The organism is Pseudomonas pudica, assembly GCF_015680405.1.
Classification (GTDB): domain Bacteria; phylum Pseudomonadota; class Gammaproteobacteria; order Pseudomonadales; family Pseudomonadaceae; genus Aquipseudomonas; species Aquipseudomonas pudica.
Map to the genome: position 1 here is coordinate 134735 of NZ_JADLJS010000004.1, position 18471 is coordinate 153205.

General features: G+C 63.7%; 18 protein-coding genes. 7 read left to right on the plus strand and 11 right to left on the minus strand.

Annotated features, from left to right (window positions below; genetic code table 11):
- Positions 1–9: 9 nt before the first annotated feature.
- From trkA to def, 4 genes are read right to left on the minus strand one after another with little or no spacing between them, the layout of a single operon-like run.
- Entirely contained in the window at positions 10–1383 is a 1374-nt protein-coding gene (gene trkA / locus IRZ77_RS04850; protein WP_013970264.1) for a Trk system potassium transporter TrkA, read from the minus strand.
- Positions 1384–1406: 23 nt separating this feature from the next.
- Positions 1407–2717: a 16S rRNA (cytosine(967)-C(5))-methyltransferase RsmB gene (rsmB, locus tag IRZ77_RS04855; protein WP_025337185.1), complete on the minus strand. Its 1311-nt coding sequence runs from the start codon at positions 2715–2717 to the stop codon at positions 1407–1409.
- A complete protein-coding gene (fmt, locus tag IRZ77_RS04860; protein ID WP_196173024.1) occupies positions 2714–3646 on the minus strand; it encodes a methionyl-tRNA formyltransferase in 933 nt (310 codons plus the stop codon). The genes rsmB and fmt overlap by 4 nt, the downstream gene beginning before the upstream one ends.
- A gap of 60 nt (positions 3647–3706) precedes the next feature.
- On the minus strand, positions 3707–4213 hold the full coding sequence (gene def / locus IRZ77_RS04865) for a peptide deformylase (RefSeq protein ID WP_003260000.1): 507 nt from the start codon (positions 4211–4213) through the stop codon (positions 3707–3709).
- 207 nt (positions 4214–4420) lie between these two features.
- On the opposite strand from def, the gene dprA reads away from it, so the two are divergent.
- From dprA to IRZ77_RS04880, 3 genes are all read left to right on the plus strand, one after another.
- Entirely contained in the window at positions 4421–5518 is a 1098-nt protein-coding gene (dprA, locus tag IRZ77_RS04870) for a DNA-processing protein DprA (protein ID WP_196173025.1), read from the plus strand.
- A gap of 42 nt (positions 5519–5560) precedes the next feature.
- Positions 5561–6118 carry an L-threonylcarbamoyladenylate synthase gene (locus IRZ77_RS04875; RefSeq protein WP_196173026.1) on the plus strand — a complete coding sequence of 186 codons (558 nt, stop codon included), beginning with the start codon at positions 5561–5563 and terminating at the stop codon, positions 6116–6118.
- Between the two features lie 443 nt (positions 6119–6561).
- The gene (locus IRZ77_RS04880) at positions 6562–6873 is read left to right on the plus strand and encodes a hypothetical protein (RefSeq protein ID WP_085588966.1); all 312 of its coding nucleotides are present in this window, start codon (positions 6562–6564) and stop codon (positions 6871–6873) included.
- A 40-nt stretch (positions 6874–6913) separates the two neighbouring features.
- Here IRZ77_RS04880 and IRZ77_RS04885 read toward each other — a convergent pair whose 3' ends face one another.
- On the minus strand, positions 6914–7891 hold the full coding sequence (locus tag IRZ77_RS04885; protein WP_013970270.1) for an NADPH:quinone reductase: 978 nt from the start codon (positions 7889–7891) through the stop codon (positions 6914–6916).
- A 134-nt stretch (positions 7892–8025) separates the two neighbouring features.
- Between IRZ77_RS04885 and hemF the strand changes: the two genes are divergently transcribed.
- Both hemF and aroE read left to right on the plus strand, forming a co-directional pair.
- Complete coding sequence (gene hemF, locus IRZ77_RS04890; protein WP_108480412.1) at positions 8026–8937, plus strand: oxygen-dependent coproporphyrinogen oxidase; 912 nt, start codon at positions 8026–8028, stop codon at positions 8935–8937.
- Positions 8938–8962: 25 nt separating this feature from the next.
- Positions 8963–9787 carry a shikimate dehydrogenase gene (aroE, locus tag IRZ77_RS04895; protein WP_108480411.1) on the plus strand — a complete coding sequence of 275 codons (825 nt, stop codon included), beginning with the start codon at positions 8963–8965 and terminating at the stop codon, positions 9785–9787.
- Between the two features lie 138 nt (positions 9788–9925).
- On the opposite strand, the gene IRZ77_RS04900 is transcribed toward aroE, so the two are convergent.
- From IRZ77_RS04900 to betC, 3 genes are all read right to left on the minus strand, one after another.
- Positions 9926–11491 carry a SulP family inorganic anion transporter gene (locus IRZ77_RS04900; protein ID WP_046615300.1) on the minus strand — a complete coding sequence of 522 codons (1566 nt, stop codon included), beginning with the start codon at positions 11489–11491 and terminating at the stop codon, positions 9926–9928.
- A 143-nt stretch (positions 11492–11634) separates the two neighbouring features.
- Positions 11635–12564: a choline ABC transporter substrate-binding protein gene (gene choX / locus IRZ77_RS04905; RefSeq protein ID WP_085601978.1), complete on the minus strand. Its 930-nt coding sequence runs from the start codon at positions 12562–12564 to the stop codon at positions 11635–11637.
- Between the two features lie 14 nt (positions 12565–12578).
- Complete coding sequence (betC, locus tag IRZ77_RS04910) at positions 12579–14096, minus strand: choline-sulfatase (RefSeq protein ID WP_153671652.1); 1518 nt, start codon at positions 14094–14096, stop codon at positions 12579–12581.
- A gap of 108 nt (positions 14097–14204) precedes the next feature.
- Here betC and IRZ77_RS04915 point away from each other — a divergent pair, with 108 nt between their 5' ends.
- Entirely contained in the window at positions 14205–15104 is a 900-nt protein-coding gene (locus IRZ77_RS04915; protein WP_108480408.1) for a choline sulfate utilization transcriptional regulator, read from the plus strand.
- 130 nt (positions 15105–15234) lie between these two features.
- Here IRZ77_RS04915 and IRZ77_RS04920 read toward each other — a convergent pair whose 3' ends face one another.
- A complete protein-coding gene (locus tag IRZ77_RS04920) occupies positions 15235–15852 on the minus strand; it encodes an NAD(P)-dependent oxidoreductase (RefSeq protein WP_046615298.1) in 618 nt (205 codons plus the stop codon).
- Positions 15853–15904: 52 nt separating this feature from the next.
- Between IRZ77_RS04920 and IRZ77_RS04925 the strand changes: the two genes are divergently transcribed.
- Entirely contained in the window at positions 15905–16237 is a 333-nt protein-coding gene (locus IRZ77_RS04925) for a DOPA 4,5-dioxygenase family protein (protein ID WP_046615297.1), read from the plus strand.
- Between the two features lie 120 nt (positions 16238–16357).
- Here the strand turns inward: IRZ77_RS04925 and trpA are convergent, their stop codons facing one another.
- Together trpA and trpB are read right to left on the minus strand one after the other, a co-directional pair.
- Entirely contained in the window at positions 16358–17167 is an 810-nt protein-coding gene (trpA, locus tag IRZ77_RS04930) for a tryptophan synthase subunit alpha (RefSeq protein ID WP_046615296.1), read from the minus strand.
- Positions 17164–18381: a tryptophan synthase subunit beta gene (gene trpB, locus IRZ77_RS04935; RefSeq protein WP_015268451.1), complete on the minus strand. Its 1218-nt coding sequence runs from the start codon at positions 18379–18381 to the stop codon at positions 17164–17166. The genes trpA and trpB overlap by 4 nt, the downstream gene beginning before the upstream one ends.
- Positions 18382–18471 lie beyond the last annotated feature (90 nt).

Below are 18471 nucleotides of genomic sequence, written 5' to 3' on the forward strand. Positions count from 1 at the left end.
CTCGTGCTCCTAGAAGAAACTCAAGCCAACGTGGAACAGCTTCTCCACATCCCGAATATGCTTTTTATCCACAACGAACAGGATCACATGGTCGCCCGATTCGATCATGGTGTCGTCGTGGGCAATCATCACCTCTTCGTCACGAATGATCGCACCGATGGTAGTACCCGGCGGCAAGGCGATGTCTTCGATCGCCTTGCCGACCACCTTGCTCGACTTCGAATCCCCGTGCGCCACTGCTTCGATAGCTTCGGCAGCGCCACGGCGCAGCGAGTGCACGCTGACGATATCGCCTCGGCGCACGTGCGCCAGCAGGGTACCGATGGTGGCCAGCTGCGGGCTGATGGCGATGTCGATATCGCCACCCTGCACCAGGTCGACATAGGCTGGGTTGTTGATGATGGTCATCACCTTGCGCGCACCCAGGCGCTTGGCCAGCAGCGACGACATGATGTTGGCCTCGTCGTCGTTGGTCAGGGCCAGGAAGATATCGGCGTCGGCGATGTTCTCCTCCAGCATCAGGTCCTTGTCCGAGGCGCTGCCCTGCAGCACCACGGTGCTTTCCAGGGTGTCGGAGAGATGCCGGCAACGGGCCGGGCTCATCTCGATGATCTTCACCTGGTAGCGGCTTTCGATGGCCTCGGCCAGGCGTTCACCGATCTGCCCGCCACCGGCGATGACCACACGCTTGTTGGTTTCGTCGATACGGCGCAGCTCACCCATAACCGCGCGGATGTCCTTCTTCGCGGCGATGAAGAACACTTCGTCGTCTGCTTCGATAACCGTGTCGCCCCGCGGGGTGATCGGGCGGTCGCGGCGGAAGATGGCCGCAACACGGGTGTCGACGTTGGGCATATGCGCGCGGATCTGGCGCAGTTGCTGGCCTACCAGCGGGCCGCCGTAGTACGCCTTCACTGCCACCAGCTGGGCCTTGCCTTCAGCGAAGTCGATCACCTGCAGGGAGCCTGGGTGCTCGATCAGGCGCTTGATGTAGTTGGTCACCACCTGCTCGGGGCTGATCAGCACATCGACCGGGATATGGTCGTTATCAAACAGCTCTTCGCGGGTCAGGTAGGCCGACTCGCGCACCCGGGCGATCTTGGTCGGGGTGTGGAACAGCGAATATGCCACCTGGCAGGCGACCATGTTGGTTTCGTCACTGTTGGTTACCGCCACCAGCATGTCGGCGTCGTCGGCACCGGCCTGGCGCAGCACCGTAGGCAGCGAGCCGCGGCCTTGCACGGTGCGGATGTCCAGGCGGTCGCCCAGGTCGCGCAGGCGGTCGCCGTCAGTGTCGACCACGGTGATGTCGTTGGCTTCGCTGGCCAGATGCTCCGCCAGCGTACCGCCTACCTGGCCTGCGCCGAGGATGATGATCTTCATCCGCTACTCCCTACCCTTTGTTCTTATCCGCGCGAGGCGGCGATCTTGATCAGCTTGGCATAGTAGAAACCGTCGTGGCCGCCCTCCTGGGCCAGCAACTGGCGGCCGTGGGGTTGGCGCAGGCCGGCTTCGGTGGCCAGATCTAGCTCACGGGCACCTGGGGTGCGGGCGAGGAAGGCATCGATCACTTCGGTGTTCTCGGTCGGCAGGCTGGAGCAGGTGGCGTACAGCAGCATGCCGCCCACTTCCAGGGTCGGCCACAGGGCATCGAGCAGCTCGCCTTGCAGCGTGGCCAGGGCCGGGATGTCGTCGGCCTGACGGGTCAGCTTGATGTCCGGGTGACGGCGGATCACGCCGGTGGCCGAGCACGGTGCGTCGAGCAGGATGCGCTGGAACGGCTTGCCGTCCCACCAGCTGGCGGTGTCGCGGGCATCGCAGGCGATCAGCTCGGCGTCCAGTTGCAGGCGGTCGAGGTTCTCGCGCACGCGGGTCAGGCGCTTGGCTTCGAGGTCGATGGCCACAACGTGAGCCAGGCCGGCTTCGGCTTCCAGCAGGTGGCAGGTCTTGCCGCCTGGTGCGCAGCAGGCGTCGAGCACGCGCTGGCCGGGGGCCAGCTCCAGCAGGTCGGCGGACAGCTGCGCGGCTTCGTCCTGCACGCTCACCCAGCCTTCGGCAAAGCCTGGCAGGCCGCGCACATCGCAGGCTTCGGCCAACACGATACCGTCACGGCTGTACTGGCAGGCGCTGGCGCCAATGCCCGCCTCGGCCAGCAGCGCCAGGTAGGCATCGCGGCTGTGGTGGCGTCGGTTGACCCGCAGGATCATCGGCGGGTGGGCATTGTTGGCGGCACAGATGGCTTCCCACTGCTCCGGCCAGAAGGCCTTCAGCGACTTCTGCAGCCAGCGCGGGTGGGCGGTGCGTACCACTGGGTCGCGCTCCATGCCGGCCAGCAGTTCCTCGCCTTCGCGTTGAGCGCGGCGCAACACGGCATTGAGCAGGCCCTTGGCCCACGGCTTCTTCAGCTTGTCGGCACAGCCGACAGTCTCACCGATGGCTGCGTGGGCCGGGATTCGGCTGTAGAACAGCTGGTACAGGCCGACCAGTAGCAGCGCCTGCACATCGGCATCGGCGGCCTTGAACGGCTTCTGCAGCAGCTGCGCGGCCAGCAGGTCGAGGCGTGGCTGCCAGCGCGCGGTGCCGAACGCCAGGTCCTGGGTCAGGCCGCGGTCGCGTTCATCGACCTTGTCCAGTTGCGCCGGCAGCGAGCTGTTCAGCGAGGCCTTGCCACTGAGCACAGCGGCAAGGGCGCGAGCGGCGGCGAGGCGTGGATTCATTGGCCCAGCACCTTGCCGCTGGCGAATTTCTCGCGACGGCTGTTGAACAGGTCGCTGAAGTTCAGCGGCTTGCCGCCGGGCAGTTGCAGGCGGGTCAGGCTCAGCGCCTGGTCACCGCAGGCGACCACCAGGCCGTCCTTGCTGGCGGAGAGGATCTCGCCTGGGGCGCCTTTACCTGTGGACAGGTTTGCCGCCAACACCTTCACGCTTTCGCCATCGAGGGTGCTGTGGCAAACCGGCCACGGGTTGAAGGCACGGATCAGGCGTTCCAGCTCGACGGCCGGGCGGCTCCAGTCGATGCGCGCTTCGTCCTTGTTCAGCTTGTGCGCGTAGGTGGCCAGGGCATCGTCCTGAACTTCGCCTTGCAGCGAACCGTCGGCCAGGCCGGCAATGGTCTGGACGACTGCAGGCGGGCCCATCTCGGCCAAGCGGTCGTGCAGGCTGCCGCCGGTGTCTTCGGCGCTGATCGGGGTGACCACCTTGAGCAGCATCGGGCCGGTGTCCAGGCCTGCTTCCATACGCATCACAGTCACACCGCTCTCGGCGTCGCCGGCTTCCACGGCGCGCTGGATCGGTGCGGCACCGCGCCAGCGTGGCAGCAGGGAGGCATGGCTATTGATGCAGCCCAGGCGCGGGATATCCAGCACCACCTGCGGCAGGATCAGGCCATAGGCGACCACCACCATCAGGTCCGGCTTCAGCGCGGCCAGTTCGGCCTGGGCTTCGGCGTTGCGCAGCGTCGGCGGCTGAAACACTGGGATGTCATGGGCCACAGCCAATTGCTTGACCGCGCTCGGCATCAGTTTCTGGCCGCGCCCGGCCGGGCGGTCGGGCTGGGTGTAGACGGCCACGATCTCGTAGGGGCTGTCGAGCAAGGCCTTGAGGTGTTCGGCGGCAAACTCTGGAGTGCCTGCAAAGACGATGCGCATGGAGTTCTCGCTTCAAAAAAGAAAAAGGCTTGCCGGAGCAAGCCTTCTGGAAGGTGGGGATCAGGCTTGCTGGCGGTGCTGCTTTTCCAGCTTTTTCTTGATCCGGTCGCGCTTGAGCTGCGACAGGTAGTCGACGAACAGCTTGCCGTTGAGGTGATCGAATTCGTGCTGCACGCATACCGCCAGCAGGCCTTCGCACTCCAGCTCGTAAGGCTTGCCGTCACGGTCCTGGGCCTTGACCCGCACACGCAGCGGGCGGTCGACGTTCTCGTAGAAGCCAGGTACCGACAGGCAGCCTTCCTGGTACTGGCCCATGTCATGGGTCAGCTCTTCGACCGTGGGGTTGATGAAGACGCGCGGCTCGCTGCGGTCTTCACTGAGGTCCATGACCACGACTTGCTGGTGCACGTTGACCTGGGTGGCGGCCAGGCCAATGCCAGGGGCTTCGTACATGGTTTCAAACATGTCGTCGATCAGCTGACGCAGGGCGTCGTCGAACACCGTCACCGGCTTGGCGATGGTGCGCAGGCGCGGGTCCGGGAATTCGAGAATGTTCAAGATGGCCATAAGGTCAGGCAGTCACTGTGCGTTCGGTTGAAAACTGAGCACACATAATAAAGGGAAACGTGGATTTCAGCACCTGGCAAAGCTCGGCTAGGGTTTTCAAAAGCCGCTTATAGCCCATTCGATGGACAGGTTGTCAAAGCGTTATCAACAAAGTTATCCACAGTTTGTGCCACGTCGATGGCCCCGATTAGATCAAGGATGATCCTCATGCATACCTACCATTCGTCGCCTCTTCCGCCTGCCGAGCTGGAGGCGAGATTACGCCTTCACCGGCTGCCGGAGACGGGATTGCGTCGCTTTAACACCTTGCTGGAGGCCTTTGGCAGTGCTTCATCGGCACTGTGCGCACCGGCCGGCGCGTGGCGCGCATTGGGCATACCGCAGGCCACCATCGATGCACGGCGCAGTGCCGAAGTACGGGAAGGTGCACTGGCCGCAATGGCCTGGTTAGAGCGCCCGGGCCAGCATTTACTGATGTGGGACGGCCCTGGCTACCCGCCACTATTGGCGGAAATCGACGATGCCCCTCCACTGCTCTTCGTCGCTGGCAACCCGGCCTTGCTCGAGCGACCACAGCTGGCAATTGTGGGCAGCAGGCGTGCTTCACCCCCGGCGCTCGACACCGCTGCCGCATTTTCCCGCTACTTGGCGCAGGCCGGTTTTACCATTACCAGCGGCTTGGCTGTGGGCATCGACGGTGCCGCTCATCGGGCCGCATTACAGGCCGATGGGGGCACGATTGGCGTGCTCGGTACAGGGTTGCAAAAACTTTATCCACAGCGCCACAAGTCGCTTGCGCAAGCGATGATAGACAACGGTAGCGCGCTGGTTTCCGAGTACCCGCTGGATGCCGGGCCGCTGCCCGGCAACTTCCCGCGGCGCAATCGCATCATCAGTGGCCTGTCGCTGGGCGTGCTGGTGGTCGAGGCCAGCCTGGCCAGTGGTTCTCTGATTACCGCACGCCTGGCTGCCGAGCAAGGCCGCGAGGTGTATGCCATACCGGGCTCCATTCACCACCCCGGGGCCAAGGGCTGCCACCAGTTGATCCGTGACGGCGCGCTGCTGGTGGAGAGCGTGGAGCAGATATTGGAAAGCCTGCAGGGCTGGCAGAACCTGCCACCTGCGGTTGTGGATAAATTCGACCATCCCCTGCTCGCCCTGCTGCATGCTGCGCCACAAACCAGCGAAAGCCTGGCCCACTGCAGCGAGCTGCCGTTGGCCGACGTGCTGGCGCAGCTGACCGAACTGGAGCTGGAAGGCCGGGTCAGCAATGAAGCCGGGCGTTGGTTTGCCTGCGCGGGCTAAGTACACTGCTCACAAGCAAGGTATATAGGCGGAGTAACAGAAATGGTGAGCAGTTTTCGTGTGCAACAAGCCGCACGTGAGATCCGGGCGGGCGCAGTGATCGCCTATCCGACGGAAGCGGTCTGGGGCCTGGGCTGCGACCCGTGGAACGAGGACGCGGTGTATCGCCTGCTGGCGCTGAAGTCACGGCCTGTGGATAAAGGCCTGATCCTGGTTGCCGACAACATCCGCCAGTTCGACTTCTTGTTCGAGGATTTCCCCGAAGACTGGATCGACCGCATGGGCAGCACCTGGCCGGGGCCGAACACCTGGCTGGTACCGCACCAGAACCTGTTGCCCGAGTGGGTGACCGGGAAGCATGACACCGTGGCGCTGCGGGTCAGCGACCACCCGTTGGTGCGCGAGCTGTGTGCGTTGGTGGGGCCGTTGATTTCCACTTCGTGCAACCCGGGTGGGCGTCCGGCGGCGAAGACTCGGTTGCGGGTGGAGCAGTACTTCCATGGTCAGCTGGATCTGGTGCTGGGTGGGGCCTTGGGTGGAAGGAAGAACCCGAGTGTGATCCGCAACCTGGCCACTGGCGAAGTCGTTCGCCCGGGCTGATACCACTGGCGAGGGCTTCGCCCTCGATCGCCGGCAAGCCAGCTCCCACAGGTACTGCACATGACTTGAAATCGGTGCGGTCGGTGTGGGAGCTGGCTTGCCGGCGATTGGGCCGCAAAGCGGCCCCGGAACCCCGCAGTTTTTTCTGATTTTGTCTCGAATGGCTGTCCAGCTTGCGGCTTGGGAAATATCCTACGAGCCGCGTCCTCTGCCATCACCTTCTCAGTGGGAACCAGTGCCTCTAGGCTTCATCCGTCGCTGAATACCTTGGCGATCGGGTGTGGTAGCCCGGATGCATTTTTTCCATGGCAGTCTATGGTGACTGTGCGTGGGAGGCTTTCGAGCCTGCCTGGATTGGAAAATGCCCGGGTCTACCACCTCGCGTACAGTCGCCACCCATTCACGTGGTAGTGATTGGTGGCGGCAATGAGGAGCATTTTCCAATGATGAAGAAAATAGTCCCCGATCCACCGCTTCCCTGCACCTCTACTCGCCCCTTCGGCCGCTGCGATGCCGGCCACGAACCGCTGTTCACCGTAAACCCGAACATTTCCGCCGAGGACGCCTTGGTTCATGTAGCTCTGTATCTGCGAGGCGCCTACGAAACGGGCTCGAAAGCCCTCGAGTACCTGCGCGAAGAAGGCCGTGGCATGTATTGGTCGAGCCTGCATTCCATTGAATTGGCGGAGGGATTGGTGGAGGCGATTCTCGATGGTATCGAGTCGATGCCAACCACCCGTCCTCCACAGGCATAGCGCCATATTCAAGGCCGACGCAGTACCTGTGGGAGTGAACTCAAGGAAGCAGAATTGTGGAACCCACAGTCCGCCGAGCCGACAGCTCCGCCTGCGCCTTCGCCGCCTCACTCAGCGGATACCGCTGCTGGATATCCACAACCAGCTTGCCGCTGCCAATCATCGCAAACAGGTCATCGGCCATGGCCTGGGTATTCTCGGCATTGTTGGCATAGGTCGCCAACGTGGGCCGGGTCACATACAGCGAGCCCTTCTGTGCCAGGATACCCAGGTTCACTCCGCTCACTGCCCCCGAGGCATTGCCAAAGCTCACCATCAACCCACGCGGCTGCAGGCAGTCCAGCGAGGTCAGCCAGGTGTCGGCACCGACGCCGTCATACACCACCGGGCATTTCTTGCCGTCGGTCAGTTCCAGCACCCGCTTGGCCACGTCTTCACGGCTGTAATCTATGGTCGCCCACGCCCCCAGCGCCTTGGCCCGCTCGGCCTTCTCGGCAGAGCTCACGGTCCCGATCAGCTTGGCGCCCAAGGCTTTGGCCCACTGGCACGCCAACGAACCCACGCCGCCAGCTGCTGCGTGGAACAAGATCACGTCACCCGCCTTCACCTCATAGGTCTGCTTCAGCAGGTACTGCACGGTCAAACCCTTGAGCATCACCGCTGCCGCCTGCTCGAAGCTGATGTTGTCGGGCAGCTTCACCAGATTTGCTTCCGGCAACGTATGCACCTCGCTATACGCGCCCAGCGGGCCGCCGGCATGGGCCACGCGGTCACCCACTTTCAGCCGGGTCACGCCCTCGCCCACGGCCTCGACCACGCCAGCCGCTTCCGTGCCCAGCCCCGAAGGCAGGGATGGCGGCGCATACAGCCCGCTGCGGAAGTAGGTATCGATGAAGTTCAGGCCGATCGCATGGTTACGCACACGCACCTGCTGTGGCCCTGGCGGGGCAGGTTCGAATTCCACAAACTGCAGCACTTCCGGGCCGCCATGCTGGCTGAACTGGATACGCTTGGCCATCTCGCACTCCTGTCGTATGGGTCGGGAAAGGCCTTCTATCGGACGCCTTTGCTTGATCGCCGTCAACTGCGGCGCGCGGGCTGGGGGTGGTATGCTACGCGGCGAATTCTTCCCTGCCCGTTCCTGGTGACCCGATGACTAGCCGCACCGAGGCCGTGAAAGCCTACCTGCTCGACCTGCAAGACCGCATCTGCTCTGCCCTCGAAGCTGAAGACGGCGGCGCCCGCTTCGTCGAGGACGCCTGGGTGCGCGAAGCCGGTGGTGGGGGCCGCACGCGGGTGATCGGCGATGGCAAAGTGATCGAGAAAGGCGGGGTCAACTTCTCCCACGTGTTCGGCGCCGGTCTGCCGCCGTCGGCCAGTGCCCACCGCCCCGAGTTGGCGGGCCGTGGCTTCGAGGCCCTTGGCGTGTCGCTGGTGATCCACCCGCACAACCCGCATGTGCCCACTTCCCATGCCAACGTACGTTTCTTCATCGCCGAAAAGGAAGGTGAAGAGGCTGTCTGGTGGTTCGGCGGCGGCTTCGACCTGACCCCGTACTACGGCAATGAAGAAGACTGCATCCACTGGCACCGCGTGGCCGAGCAGGCCTGCGCGCCGTTCGGCGCCGACGTGTACCCGCGCTACAAGGCCTGGTGCGACCGCTACTTCCACCTCAAGCACCGTGGCGAGCCACGCGGCATTGGTGGCCTGTTCTTCGATGACCTGAACGAGTGGGACTTCGACACCTGCTTCGCCTTCATCCGCGCCATTGGCGACGCCTACATCAACGCCTACCTGCCGATCATCCAGCGCCGCAAGGACACCCCTTACACCCCGCAGCAGCGCGAGTTCCAGGAATACCGCCGTGGCCGCTACGTGGAATTCAACCTGGTCTACGACCGTGGCACCCTGTTCGGCTTGCAATCCGGTGGTCGCACCGAGTCCATCCTCATGTCGCTGCCGCCGCAGGTGCGCTGGGGCTACGACTGGAAGGCCGCGCCTGGCAGTGAAGAAGCGCGCTTGACCGAGTATTTCCTGCAGGACCGCGACTGGCTCGGCCAGTGAGCCTGTGGATAACCAAGGAGCCGTCATGGACCAGTACGTCGTTTTTGGTAACCCCATCGGCCACAGCAAGTCGCCGCTGATCCATCGCCTGTTCGCCGAACAGACTGGGCAGGATCTGGAATACGCCACCCTGCTGGCGCCGCTGGACGAGTTCAGCGATTGTGCACGCGGTTTCTTCAAGCAAGGCTGCGGCGGCAATGTCACCGTGCCGTTCAAGGAGGAGGCCTTCCGCCTGTGCGACAGCCTGACCCCGCGTGCCCGGCGCGCTGGCGCGGTGAACACGCTGAGCAAGCTGGCCGATGGCAGCCTGCAGGGCGACAACACCGATGGCGCTGGCCTGGTGCGAGACCTGACGGTGAATGCCGGGGTCGAGCTGGCGGGCAAACGCATTCTGATCCTGGGTGCTGGTGGCGCGGTGCGTGGCGTGCTGGAGCCTATCCTGGCGCACAAACCACAGTCGCTGGTGATTGCCAACCGGACTGTGGAGAAGGCCGAGCAGCTGGCGCGTGAGTTCGATGAACTGGGGCCGGTGGTGGCCAGTGGGTTTGCCTGGTTGCAGGAGCCGGTGGATGTGATCATCAATGCCACTTCGGCGAGCCTGGCCGGTGAGTTGCCGCCGATTGCCGACAGCCTGGTCGAGGCGGGGCGCACGGTTTGCTACGACATGATGTATGGCAAGGAGCCTACGCCGTTTTGCCAGTGGGCCGAGAAGCTGGGGGCGGCCAAGGTGCTGGATGGGCTGGGGATGCTGGCTGAGCAGGCGGCTGAGGCGTTCTTTATCTGGCGTGGGGTGCGGCCGGATACGGCGCCAGTGTTGGCTGAGTTGCGCCGGCAGCTGGCTCGCGGCTGAGATTGCCGGGGACCGCTTTGCGGTCCATCGCCGGCAAGCCAGCTCCCACAGGGATATCACAAGGCCTGAGGCCGGCGCTGTCCCTGTGGGAGCTGGCTTGCCGGCGATGGGCTGCAAAGCAGCCCCAATATCTCAGTCTCACTCCTCAAACCGGATCGGGCACAACTCCACCCCATCCAGCTTCTGCAATTCCTCGATCACCTGCGGCCTGGCTCGGTGCAGGGTCAAGCTCCCCCCCGCCCGCCGCAACCGCCGCGCCTCGCGGTGCAACATATCCACACCCGAGTAATCGATGAAGTTCACCTGCCGCGCATCGATCACCACATGCGGCCCCTGGCAGCGCTGCAAGCGCACCTGCAGGTAGTGCGCCGCACCAAAGAAGATCGATCCACCCACCCGTAGCACATCCGCCTCCCCTTCACGGCTCTGCTGCACCCGTGGCCGTGAGGTGCGTTTCAGATAGAAGAACAGAGACGCCAGCACCCCGGCATAGATCGCCGTCTGCAATTCCAGCAACAAGGTCGCCGCCGCCGTCAGTGCCATTACCAGAAACTCCGAGCGGCTCACCCGGAACAGCGCGCGAATCCCCCGGTGGTCCACCAATCCCCAGCAGATCAATAGGATGCTGCCGGCCATGGCCGGAATCGGCAGGTGCGCGATCAGCCCGGCTCCGGCAACGGCGAACACCGCCACCCACAGCGCCGAGAATACCCCGGCCATGGGCGAGCGTGCGCCGGCGTCGTAGCTCAGCCCGGAGCGGGTGAAGGAGCCGGAAGACAGGTACCCGGAGAAAAACGCACCGACGATGTTCGACAGGCCCTGTGCGCGTATTTCCTGGTCTGCGTCGATCAACTGCTCCGAACGTGCTGACAACGAGCGGGCGATCGACAGGCTGGTGACCAGCCCGAGCATGCCCACCGCCACGGCGCTGGGCAGCAGGCGCAGGATCAGTTCCACATCCAGCAAGGGCAGCGGGCTGAAGGGAGGCAGCTGGCCGGTGAATGCGGGCACACGCGGCACATGGCTAAAGAACCCAGGCAGCAGCCAGGCCAGCAGGCTCACCAAAATCAGGCTTATCAACAGGCTGGGCCAGCGTGGGCGCCAGAGCTTGAAGCTTACGCCGATCACCACTGTGGCTAGGCCCAGAATCAAGGAAGGCAGGTCGACCTCGCCAGCATGGCTGGCCAGGTCCTGCACGGTCTTCAACGCCGTGGCTTGGCTTGGCAGGTCCATGCCCAGCAGGTTGGGCAACTGGCCCAGGGCAATGACGACAGCGGCGCCCAGGGTGAAGCCGAGCACCACGGAATGGGAGACGAAATTGACCAGTGCGCCGAAGCGCAAAAGCCCCAGCAGCAACTGGAAGATGCCGCCGAGGAAGGTCAGCAGCAGCACCAAGGTGACATAGTCGGCGCTGCCGGCCACGGCCAGCGGGCTGATGCTGGCGTAGAGCACGATGGAAATGGCAGCGGTCGGGCCGCAAATCAGGTGCCAGGACGAGCCCCACAGGCAGGCGATCAGTACTGGCACAATGGCGGCGTACAGGCCGTATTCGGCAGGCAGGCCGGCGATCAGGGCGTAGGCGATGGATTGCGGCAGAGCGAGGATTGCACCGCTCAGGCCTACCAGCAGGTCCTGGCGCAGGCTGCGGCCCGATTGGCGGGGGAGCCATGAGAGGAAGGGCAGCAGGTGAGTGAGGCGATGCATGGGTTATCCACATTCCTTACTGTTTCACCAATCCCTGTGGGAGCGGGCGCGCCCGCGAAGAAGCCGCCGCGGTGGATGGCACCGGCTTCGCCGGTGTTCGCGGGCATGCCCGCTCCCACAGGGATAGAGGTTTGCTTGTGAGGTTACAGTTTGGCTTTGACGGCCTCCAGCGCATTGCCATCGGCCTTGGTCGTCACCCCGGCCAACCACCCTTCCAGCAACTCGGGGTGCGCCTTAAGCCAAGCCTTGGCCGCATCATCGAAGCTGATCTTCTTGTCCACAACTTCGGCCATGATGGTGTTTTCCATGTCCAGCGTGAACTTCAGGTTACCCAGCAGCTTGGCCGCATTCGGGCAGGCTTGTGGATAACCCTTGCGGGTCAGGGTATACACCTCGCCCTTGCTGCCAAACCACTTCTCCCCACCGCTCAGGTAATGCATCTTCAGCTTCACGTTCATCGGGTGCGGGGTCCAGCCGAGGAAGGTGATGAACTGTTGTTTCTTCACCGCTCGGTCGACCTGCGCCAGCATCGCCTGCTCGCTGGACTCCACCAGCTTCCACTGGCCGAGGTTGAATTCATTCTTGTCGATGATTTCCTTCAACGACAGGTTGGCCGGTGCCCCGGAACCGATCCCGTACAGCTTCTTGTCGAACTGGTCGGCGTGTTTCTGCAAGTCGGCGAAATCCTTCACCCCGGCATTCCACACATAGTCGGGCACCGCCAGGGTGAACTCGGTTCCTTCCAGGTTGCGTGAAAGCTGCTGCACATCGCCATTTTCGATGAATTTGTCATGAAAGCCCTGCTGCGCCGGCATCCAGTTGCCGAGGAAGGCATCGACGCGGCCATCCTTGAGGCCACCGTAGATGATTGGCACGGCCAGGCTGTCGATTTTCACCCGGTAGCCCAGGCTTTCCAGAAGCAGGCGGGCCAAGGCGTTGGTCGTGGCGATGTCGCTCCAGCCGGGGTCGGCCATCTTCACGGTGGTGCATTGCGCGTCGCTGTCGGCGGCGTAGGCTGTGGCGGTACCCAGGCTCAGGGCCAGGGCGAACACGGCTGCAGAGAACTTGTGCATGGCGGCCTCTCTTCTCAATCCAGGGGGGCGGGCTGTGGATAACGTGCCTTGCGCTCGAGGTCGTCGAGATCTATGTGGTTGCGCATGTACTGTTGACTGGCATCCACCAGCGGTTGGTGGTCCCAGCTTTTCAGCTTGCCGATGGCCAGCGCCTCGGCCACCAGGCGGCGCCGCCGCTGGCTGGCAAGAACCTGCTGGCGCAGGCTGGGGATATCCCAACGTTGCTGTGCTTCATCGACAAATGCCTGCAGCAGCGCCTGGTGTTCCGGGCTGCCGGTGAGATTCTCCCGCTCGTGCGGGTCGCGGCTCAGGTCATAGAGTAGGCATGGGTCGTCTTCGCTGTACACGAACTTGTACGGGCCCCGGCGGATCATCATCAGAGGGCCGACGGTGCCTTCGGCCATGTATTCGCCAATCACTTCGTCATGGCCGCCCTGCCCTTGCAGGTGGCCGACCAGTGAGCGGCCATCCAGGTGCAGGTGGTTATCCACAGCCCCGCCAGCCAGCTCTACCAGGGTTGGCAGCAGGTCGCAGGTAGATACCGAGGCGCTGACCCGGGCTGGCGCGAAGCGCATTGGCGCGTGTACCAGCAACGGCACCCGTGCCGACATCTCGAACCAGTGCATCTTGTACCAGAGGCCACGCTCGCCAAGCATGTCGCCGTGGTCGCCGGAGAAGACGATCAGGGTGTCGTCGGCCAGGTTGCATTCCTCCAGGGTCTGCAGCAGCAGGCCGATGTTGTCGTCGATGTAGCTGCAGGCGCCAAAGTAGGCACGGCGGGCGTCACGAATTTTGTCCACAGGCAGCGGTTTGTTCCACAGGTCGTAGACCTTCAGCAGGCGTTGCGAGTGGGGGTCGAGTTCTGCCTGGCCGAACTCGTTGCGGGGCATGGGGATATCCATACCCTCGTAGCGGTCCCAGTAGCGCCTGGGGATGGTGTACGGGTCGTGCGGGTGGGTCATCGACACGGTCAGGCAGAAGGGTCGGCCATCGTTTTCACGCACATGGTCGTACAGGTACTGGCGCGCCTTGAACACCACTTCATCGTCGAAATCCAGCTGGTTGGTGCGCACGCATGGGCCGGCCTGCAGCACCGAGGACATGTTGTGATACCAGCTCGGGCGCACGTCCGGTTCATCCCAGTTCACCGCCCAGCCGTAATCGGCCGGGTAGATATCGCTGGTAAGGCGTTCTTCGTAGCCATGCAACTGGTCCGGGCCGCAGAAGTGCATCTTGCCCGACAGCGCTGTGCGGTAACCCAGGCGGCGCAGGTAATGGGCGTAGGTCGGCACGTCGGCGGGGAAGTCGGCGGCGTTGTCGTAGGCGCCGATGCGACTGGGCAACTGGCCGCTGACCAGAGTGAAGCGCGACGGCGCGCACAACGGGCTGTTGCAGTAGGCCGAGTCGAACACCACCGCCTGTTCGGCAAGGCGGCTAAGGTGCGGCATCTGGATCGGCGAAGAGGCGTAGATCGGCAGCAAGGGCGCGGCCATCTGGTCGGCCATGATGAACAGGATATTCGGGCGCGTCATGGTGGCTTCCATCGTTGAGGGTTATGCGAACCGCTTGCCTATCAAGATGCGACTGTGGATAACATGGGTAAAGCCCATGGCGGGCAATGACTGGGATTAGCCACGCTAATGTTTGATCACCTTGCCGAGCTGTCGCTGGATACCTTGCGCGTGTTCGAGGCCGCCGCACGCTTGCGCGGCTTTACCGCCGCGGCGCTGGAGCTGGGCACCACGCAGCCGGCGGTGAGTCAGCAAGTCAAACGGCTGGAGGCACAGTTGGGCACGCGCCTGTTCGACCGCATTTATCGGGGTATCGAGCTGACCGAGGCTGGCCAGGTGCTGTTCGAACAGGTGCATCAGGGCCTGCAGGCCATGGAGGACGGCATTGCCCAGGCCAGTGGGCGCGGCCAGCGCGAAGTGCTACAGGTGGCTACCGACTTCGCCTTTGCAGCGTTCTGGCTGATGCCACGGCTGCAGCGTTTTCACGAGGCTTATCCACAGGTGGATGTGAGCCTGGTAACCGGTGAGCGCAGCCAGGGCATGTTGCGACCGGACATCGATGTGGCGGTGCTGTTTGGTGACGGGCGTTTTCACCAGGGCGAGAGCCGCTGGCTGTTCGATGAGGAGGTTTTCCCGGTGTGCAGCCCCCGGTTGATTCACGGCAAAGCCTTGTCAGCCCTGGCTTTGCAACGATTGCCCTTGCTCCACTTGAAGGGCGAGCAGGCTAGCCGTTGGTTTGACTGGTCGGGGGTGTTTCGCGGGTTTGGTGTGGCCAGCCCGCCGCCGGCCGGGCAGTTGCGGTTTGATAACTATACGTTGCTGATCCAGGCGGCGATTGCCGGGCAAGGGGTGGCGATTGGCTGGGGGCATTTGGTAGATGGGTTGGTCGAGCAGGGGTTGCTGTGCCGGCCGCTGGAGGGGAGTTTGCGTTCGGAGCGCGGGTATTACGTCGTGCTGCCGCCGCGTAAGCGGCGTGGTGCCTTGATCGAGCGGTTTGTAGATTGGCTGGAGCAAGAGCGTAGCCTTTGAGATTTTGGAGCCGCTTTGCGGCCCATCGCCGGCAAGCCAGCTCCCACAGGGACGGCGCCATTTTCCAGGCTTGTACAGCACCTGTGGGAGCTGGCTTGCCGGCGATGGGCTGCACAGCAGCCCCGGCAATCTAGACCACGAAGTTCAGATGCTCGCCCCGGTGCAAATCCAGCTCCAGCATATCCACCATCCCTGCCGCGACCCTGGCCAGGTGCCGCAACGGCTCGGCCAACCCCGGCTCCAGCGTACCTTCAGTGCTGCGAAAATGCTCCATCCCCAACCCGGCCAGTTCCTGTGGGGCATTGATCAGCGTCCAGTGCAACGCACTGCGCTGTAACCCGTCCACCACCTGGTCCACACACTCCCGCTCTGTCTCGCTGTACTTGCCCGGCTCATCCAGCACATCGAAATCGCCCACCAGCAACAGCCGGCGTATAGTCGTACGCTTCAGCCCCGCCACCAGCGCCTCGCTCATGCGGGCTTGCCCGGGCAAATCGCCCGGTGCCAGTGTCGACAACAAGGCAATTACTGCTGACCCGCCTGCCGCGCCCTGCTCCGCCTGGTCGGCATCGCCCAGCCCGCCTATCTTGAAATGCAGGCCGGGGCGCGGCGCGTGGCGGTTGAGGTCGTCGACCACGGCGGTGACTTCGTGCTGGCGCGACAGCAGCTCTACCATCAGGGCGTTGCCCAGGCTGCTTTCAGGCCCGAACAGGACCAGTTTGAACACTGGGGTTTCGGCGTTTTTCACTGCATCACTCCCTTTGCAGGTGGTGATGGTTGGACCGCAATCAGGAGTTATCGTGCAGAGGATCAAGGGTTACCACGCCCATGTTTACTACGACGCAGCGACCATGGACCAGGCCCGTGAACTGTGCGAGGAAGCGGCGCGTTTGTTCCCCGTGACCATGGGGCGCATGCACCAGAAACCGGTGGGGCCGCACCCGGACTGGAGCTGCCAGTTGGCGTTCGGGCCGGAGGTGGTGGGTGTGGTGTTGCCTTGGTTGGCGTTGTATCGGAAGGGGTTGGTGGTTTTCATGCACCCGCTGACCGGGGATGAACTGGCGGACCACCGTGACCATGCGATCTGGATGGGGGCTGTGCGGCCGCTGGATCTGTCGATGTTTGGGGGCTAGATCTTCATAGTCTGTACTGGCCTCATCGCCGGCAAGCCAGCTCCCACAGGGATATCACAGGGCCTGAGGGCGGCGCTGTACCTGTGGGAGCTGGCTTGCCGGCGATGAAGGCGACGCGGTTCAACGGCGGGCGCTGCGCACTCCTTCAGCCAGTGCCGAGCACAGGCTCAATACATCTTTGACTGCCTGCTCGGCACTATTGGCCTGGGCAATCTTGTCGACCAGCGCCGAGCCCACCACCACGCCGTCCGATAGTCGGGCAATGGCCGCAGCCTGCTCCGGTGTACGAATGCCAAAACCAACGCTGATCGGCAGATCGGTATGCCGACGCAGGCGGGCAATGGCTTGGGTCACGTGCTCGGTGGTCGCCGAGCCGGCGCCGGTCACGCCGGCCACCGACACGTAGTAGACGAACCCGGAGCTGCGCTCCAGCACGCGCGGAAGGCGCACGTCGTCGGTGGTAGGGGTAGTCAGGCGGATGAAGTCGATACCCGCAGCCTGGGCCGGGGTCGCCAGTTCGGCGTCGTGCTCGGGTGGCAGGTCGACGATGATCAGGCCATCGACACCCGCTTGCTTGGCTTCGGCCACGAACTTTTCCACGCCAAAGCGGTGGATCGGGTTGTAGTAACCCATCAGTACGATCGGTGTGGCCTGGTTATCCACACGGAATTCGCGAACCATCTGCAGGGTCTTGGCCAAGGTCTGGCCAGCTTCCAGGGCACGCAGGGTGGCCAGCTGGATGGCCACGCCGTCGGCCATCGGGTCGGTGAACGGCATGCCCAGCTCGATCACGTCGGCACCGGCTGCCGGCAGGCCCTTGAGGATCTGCAGCGAGGCGTCATAGCCCGGGTCGCCCGCGGTGACGAAGGTGACCAGTGCCGAGCGGCCTTCGGCCTTCAGCTCGGCGAAGCGTTGTTCAAGACGGCTCATGCCTGTTTCTCCTGGGCGGCCATGTGGTTCATGACGGTTTGCATGTCTTTGTCGCCGCGGCCCGACAGGCACACGACCATCAAGTGGTCCTTGGGCAGCTTCGGTGCGCGCTTGATCGCCTCGGCCAGGGCGTGGGAGCTTTCCAGGGCCGGGATGATGCCTTCCAGGCGGCAGGTGGCGTGGAACGCATCCAGCGCTTCGTCGTCGGTGATGCTGACGTACTCGACACGCTTCACTTCGTGCAGGTAGGCGTGCTCCGGGCCGATGCCCGGGTAGTCCAGGCCGGCGGAAATCGAGTGGGCGTCGGTGATCTGGCCGTCTTCGTCCTGCAGCAGGTAGGTGCGGTTGCCGTGCAGCACGCCCGGTACACCGCCGTTCAGGCTGGCAGCGTGCTTGTCGGTGTGCACGCCATGGCCACCGGCTTCGACGCCGATGATCTGCACGCTTGGCTCTTCGAGGAACTCATGGAACAGGCCCATGGCGTTGGAGCCGCCACCGACGCACGCAACCAGGCTGTCTGGCAGGCGGCCTTCCTTCTCTTGCAACTGGGCGCGGGTTTCCTTGCCGATGATCGACTGGAAGTCGCGGACCATGGCCGGGTACGGGTGCGGGCCGGCCACGGTGCCGATCAGGTAGAAGGTGTCTTCGACATTGGTGACCCAGTCGCGCAGGGCCTCGTTCATGGCATCCTTGAGGGTGCCAGTGCCGGCGGTGACCGGGACGATCTCGGCGCCCAGCAGCTTCATGCGGAACACGTTGGCCTGCTGGCGCTCGATGTCGGTGGCGCCCATGTAGATCACACAAGGCAGGCCGAAGCGGGCAGCGACGGTGGCGGTGGCCACGCCATGCATGCCGGCGCCGGTTTCGGCGATCAGGCGCTTCTTGCCCATGCGCTTGGCCAGCAGCACCTGGCCGATGCAGTTGTTCACCTTGTGCGCGCCGGTGTGGTTGAGTTCTTCACGCTTGAAGAAGATCTTCGCGCCGCCGCAGTGCTCGGTCAGGCGCTCGGCGAAGTACAGTGGGTTGGGGCGGCCGATGTAGTCGCGCTGGAAGTAGGCCAGCTCTTCGAGGAACTTGGGGTCTGCCTTGGCCGCTTCGTATTCGCGGGCCAGGTCCAGCACCAGTGGCATCAGGGTCTCGGCCACGTAGCGGCCGCCGAACGAGCCGAACAGGCCGTTGGCGTCGGGGCCGGGGCGGTATTGGGACTGGGTCATGGGGCGCTCCAGGGCGTTATGAATGAGTGATGGGCTTTACTGTAACCACGGCAAGCCCGGCTGAAAACCGATAAGATTGCGCAAACTTGT